The sequence below is a fragment of the Desulfobacter sp. genome (assembly GCF_050177295.1).
Window position 1 is genome coordinate 1 of the sequence record NZ_JBFXHE010000399.1, and the last position, 4,111, is coordinate 4,111.

General features: G+C 45.1%; 7 protein-coding genes. 1 reads left to right on the forward strand and 6 read right to left on the reverse strand.

Annotation, left to right across the window (positions count from 1 at the left end):
• Nucleotides 1-156 precede the first annotated feature (156 nt).
• The 6 genes from AB7U36_RS19840 to AB7U36_RS19865 all read right to left on the reverse strand — a co-directional run bounded on the left by AB7U36_RS19840 (nt 157) and on the right by AB7U36_RS19865 (nt 3,640).
• The gene (locus AB7U36_RS19840) at nt 157-801 is read right to left on the reverse strand and encodes a TVP38/TMEM64 family protein (RefSeq protein WP_428161369.1); all 645 of its coding nucleotides are present in this window, start codon (nt 799-801) and stop codon (nt 157-159) included.
• A gap of 80 nt (nt 802-881) precedes the next feature.
• Complete coding sequence (locus AB7U36_RS19845; protein WP_289021855.1) at nt 882-1,718, reverse strand: TatD family hydrolase; 837 nt, start codon at nt 1,716-1,718, stop codon at nt 882-884.
• 13 nt (nt 1,719-1,731) lie between these two features.
• Nucleotides 1,732-2,100: a cupin domain-containing protein gene (locus tag AB7U36_RS19850; RefSeq protein ID WP_428161370.1), complete on the reverse strand. Its 369-nt coding sequence runs from the start codon at nt 2,098-2,100 to the stop codon at nt 1,732-1,734.
• 23 nt (nt 2,101-2,123) lie between these two features.
• Entirely contained in the window at nt 2,124-2,369 is a 246-nt protein-coding gene (locus AB7U36_RS19855) for a hypothetical protein (protein ID WP_289021857.1), read from the reverse strand.
• A gap of 377 nt (nt 2,370-2,746) precedes the next feature.
• On the reverse strand, nt 2,747-3,463 hold the full coding sequence (locus tag AB7U36_RS19860; protein WP_428161371.1) for a PEP-CTERM sorting domain-containing protein: 717 nt from the start codon (nt 3,461-3,463) through the stop codon (nt 2,747-2,749).
• 18 nt (nt 3,464-3,481) lie between these two features.
• A complete protein-coding gene (locus AB7U36_RS19865; protein ID WP_428161372.1) occupies nt 3,482-3,640 on the reverse strand; it encodes a hypothetical protein in 159 nt (52 codons plus the stop codon).
• A gap of 93 nt (nt 3,641-3,733) precedes the next feature.
• Between AB7U36_RS19865 and AB7U36_RS19870 the strand changes: the two genes are divergently transcribed.
• On the forward strand, nt 3,734-3,934 hold the full coding sequence (locus tag AB7U36_RS19870; protein WP_428161373.1) for a hypothetical protein: 201 nt from the start codon (nt 3,734-3,736) through the stop codon (nt 3,932-3,934).
• Nucleotides 3,935-4,111 lie beyond the last annotated feature (177 nt).

The window sequence follows — 4,111 nt, forward strand, 5'->3', positions numbered from 1 at the left end:
TTTCAATCCTTTATTTACAGCTTATTAACATAAGACCATTTTTTCAAATTTTTGTACAATAGAAGTAGGGTGACATTCAATAGCTTCTATAAAGCCAACAAAATAGAAAATCAGCAGATACTATGTAAACATAATTTCTCTTATACTAGTAAAAAATCAGGACCCCGAATGGCGTAGCAATGTTATGTATAACGGCCAAATAGCGAGAGGCAGAATCGTTGCACCGATAACGGCATAAACCGGCTCGGATCTTGCCGTATGCCCGAGATAGGCATACAAAAAAGCCGTGGGCAGCGTTCCCAATGACAGTGCAAAAGTAAATCGACTGATTTTCATTTTTGATAAACCCGCCAGGAGGGTCATCACCTCCGGCAAAATAGGCGTCATTCGGCTAACAATAATAGCAACCCCTCCCCAGGCATCAAAAAATCCTTTAAACTGAACCACTTCGGCTTCGGAAGCGATCCGACTCAGCATGCCTTTACTCAGGAATCGTGCAATAAAATAACCACAAAAGCCTGCAAAGCACGATCCTGCAAAACTGACAAAAGTGCCGACCCAAGTACCGTATACCGCGCCTAATGCTGTCATTACAGGGGTGGCGGGGATGGGTAAAAAGAGATCGGAAACCAACAGCGAAATACCGATTATCCATGCATAAGGTTTGATCGTTACAAACCAGTCTATCAGTTTCTGCTGGGTAAAAGGCAGGGTCAAGCTTTCACCCCAGATAAAAAAAACAATAAGAAAAATCAACGATAGCACAACAGTCAGGGTAGCTATTTTAACAAACATTTTCATATGCGGTGAAAGTTCCCAAAAAAACTTTTGTCCTGGAAAAACAGATGTGAACACAAGGCAGGGGATTAAAAGCCGGATACTTATTTCCCCCAAGCCGTTTCCCGGTCAACAAGGGGGCGGTGTTTGAATTTAGGGCTCTGTCCCAGAAAAAAACAGGGGTTGTTGTAAAACAAGGTGTCTACATCCGTTTCCCTGTGGCCACGGCGTTTCATTTCAAATACGGTATCGTGAAGGGTTTTAGGGTCCGACGGCCCCCAGTCTCCCGAGGCATCCGCCATGATCCGTTCCAGTCCGAAAATTTCCACTGAGTCAATGACCCGGGAAGGGGAATTTTTTGTCATAGGATAGATGGTCATGGAGGCCCAGAATCCGGAATCAATTACCATTCTAATGGTATGTTCCTCGCAGTGGTCAAAACAAATTTTCATAGGATCAACGTCTTTGCGGCTGTTGAGGCAGTCCACCATCATCCGGGTTCCCTTGTATTTATCTTCGAGATGGGGTGTGTGAATCCACATGATAAGATCGTTTTTTACGGCAAGCTCCACCTGTTCTTCAAAAATCGTCATTTCGTTTTTGGTGTTTTTGTTCAGGCCGATTTCACCCATGCCCAAAACCGTTGGTTTGTCTAAAAATTCCGGAATGAAAGAAATGACTTCCCGCGCAAGTTCCATATCTTCAGCCTCCTTAGGGTTCATACAGATATGGCAGTAGTGATCAATATTATACAGGGCGGCCCTGGTGGGTTCAAATTCGGAAATATGGGTGAAATAGTCATAAAACGCCTGGGCTGAGGTCCGGTCATAGCCAGCCCAGAAAGCAGGCTCTACACAGGCAACCGTATGCATCCTGGCCATACGTTCATAGTCCTGGGTGGTTCTTGCGATCATGTGGATATGGGGTTCGATTATTTTCATAGTTTCACCTTTTCTATGGCTTGATTGGCTTGGCCCGGTCATCCTCAATGGACATGGGCGGTGAACCGAAAATGATAAATTCTAGGGGGGTGTCACTGTCCGATTCAAGAAAATGAAGTGTGCCTGCCGGGATATTTACAATGGTTCCCGGGCGTAATTCATGGGCCTGGCTATCCAATGTCAGGGTGCCGATGCCCGAAAGAAAATAGTATACTTCATCATAGGCTTTGTGAAAGTGCTCTTTACCTTTTGAAACACAGACCACATGGACATTGGCACTGCCTTCGCCACCGGTGATGACCCGTCGTACACTGCCATATGGGCAATCCACAGGTTCAACCCGGTCCAGATACCTGACGATGGAATAATTTTTATCGGTCATTTCTTGTTCTCCGGGTGCTGTTTTTAGACGGAAAGAAGGGTTAACAGCTGTTCTGCACGGTTGGTTTTTCCTGTTTTCAACAGGTCGCATATTTTTAACAGATTTTTGATCCGAGGGTCTTCAAGGGCCTGTTCGCCGCCCTGACCTCTTTCAATCCTGTCAAGGATTGCTGCAGTTTCCAAAAGATGGGCCCGGGCCTCAAAATAATACATATCCAAAAGCTCCGGCGCGGTCTTTGGCGGTTTCAATCCTATTTCCTGTTGGCTCATAGGTTTACTCTCCCATTATCAATTAGTTCTTGCTCATCTATTATGTGATAGGAGTATAATGAAAAGTCAACTTATTTTATTTATTTTTGTATTATTTGTTCATAAGTAGCCAGATGCCTGCCACGGCGCTGACAGCACCGGCCATGGCCCTGATGGACACCCTTTCCTTATGGATATGGATGGAAAAAGGAATGATGCACACCGGCGTCATTAATAAAATTTAACTCACGCATGCTTACCGAAAGGACACGTAATACCACACAAAATCTTGCTGTGATTTTTGTTCACATAAGACTCGTCCGGATATACTTCAGGGCGAACCGTCCCTGTTAAATGTCCATTTAAAAAAACGAGAATATGGAGAACCTGTTAAGCAGTCAGCTGTTCTTTTTGTCTGTCCAGCTTTGCCGCCTGCCAAACAGCGCCAGACCAGCTAAACCACACCCCATGAGCAATAAAGTCCCAGGTTCCGGGACAATGGTCAACTCGCTGGAAAGATAAATGCTGTACTCACTATCTGGATCCCTGTGAACAAGGTAGAAACCCGAAGTTGGTGCCGTATCACTCAAAATAAAATCAACGGTTGCGGTATAGCGTTCGTTCCCCAGGGTTAAATTCCAGCCCATGGCCATGGAGACATCGTTTTCAATTGTAGCGCCACCAAATATTTGATTGTCCAACGTCCCGTCCAGTAGATTGTAGTAGATATTTCCAAAAGAATATCCCGGCTCGTCGATTTCCCAGGACTGTCCAGCCACCGGTGTACCTATCGCCTCTCCTGTTTCGTCTGAAACATTATAATTTTCTTGTTCTGTTATTTCATGGTCGAAAAAACCGCCTATGTAGTAGTCCCTGGCAGTTCCTGGAGAAAAATTAATACTCAAGGTTCCAAGTCCGCTCAAAGAGTCAAAGGCACTCTCGTCCATAGTAAAATTTGCAGGGAGGGAATCGGAATCTCCCAGGGCATATTTTGTCCCATCAAGATTAAAAACTGCATCAAAAAGCTCCAAAGTTGTCGCCCCCGCCGGAGCTGATGCAAAAAATAACAACAGACCTAAAAAAAATACCCTTGTGCTCTGCAACTTTGTTCTCATCTGCAATGTCCTTTTTCTTCAAAGTGGTTTCTCTTCGTTTGGCAACACCGGCATCAAACACCTCGTCAGGCGAAACGCTCTGTCCGGGGCCCTGCGGATGCCTGGAAAAAATTGTTGTTCAGGCGGCAGGAGGTCCGGTAAGCAGATGGTCATGGCCGGAACAGTCGGATTGCTCATCGCTTTTTCTCCTTCGTGCTGTCCGGCAGGGATTGATGTCTGCCGATATGGTCAATTGAGTTGTATGTACAAATCTATCGCCTGGAAAAATACATGTCAACGTTTATCTCAGGGCGATTGCATGAAATTTCGGCACAGTTTTTGATCTTCTGCTTTTTCAAATCGTTGTATCCAATACAGGACGCATCCAGGCTGCCGGCATCCGGGCTGAAACTCAAATCAGGGGACCAGATCCAGGTGACGATCCAGCATGCGGATGCACGGCGCGGTGAATTGACGTTATTTGCCGTCTGAGACTTAACGATTTTTGGTTTTAGCAGAGGGTACAGTGCGTTAAGATCTTAAATATGCTTTAATCTCTCCCATATTTTGCAAAATACCGGTTAAACCCATAGACCATAAAGATTTGATTCCAATAAGTATTAGGACACCGCCTAATAGGCGTTTAACACTTTGTGGCTTCATCTTTTT

Bases quoted from the DNA above. Each gene is read 5' to 3' on its own strand.
- AB7U36_RS19840 (WP_428161369.1), bottom strand. From the start codon at position 801: ATGAAAATGTTTGTTAAAATAGCTACCCTGACTGTTGTGCTATCGTTG.
- AB7U36_RS19845 (WP_289021855.1), bottom strand. From the start codon at position 1,718: ATGAAAATAATCGAACCCCATATCCACATGATCGCAAGAACCACCCAG.
- AB7U36_RS19850 (WP_428161370.1), bottom strand. From the start codon at position 2,100: ATGACCGATAAAAATTATTCCATCGTCAGGTATCTGGACCGGGTTGAA.
- AB7U36_RS19855 (WP_289021857.1), bottom strand. From the start codon at position 2,369: ATGAGCCAACAGGAAATAGGATTGAAACCGCCAAAGACCGCGCCGGAG.
- AB7U36_RS19860 (WP_428161371.1), bottom strand. From the start codon at position 3,463: ATGAGAACAAAGTTGCAGAGCACAAGGGTATTTTTTTTAGGTCTGTTG.
- AB7U36_RS19865 (WP_428161372.1), bottom strand. From the start codon at position 3,640: ATGAGCAATCCGACTGTTCCGGCCATGACCATCTGCTTACCGGACCTC.
- AB7U36_RS19870 (WP_428161373.1), top strand. From the start codon at position 3,734: ATGTCAACGTTTATCTCAGGGCGATTGCATGAAATTTCGGCACAGTTT.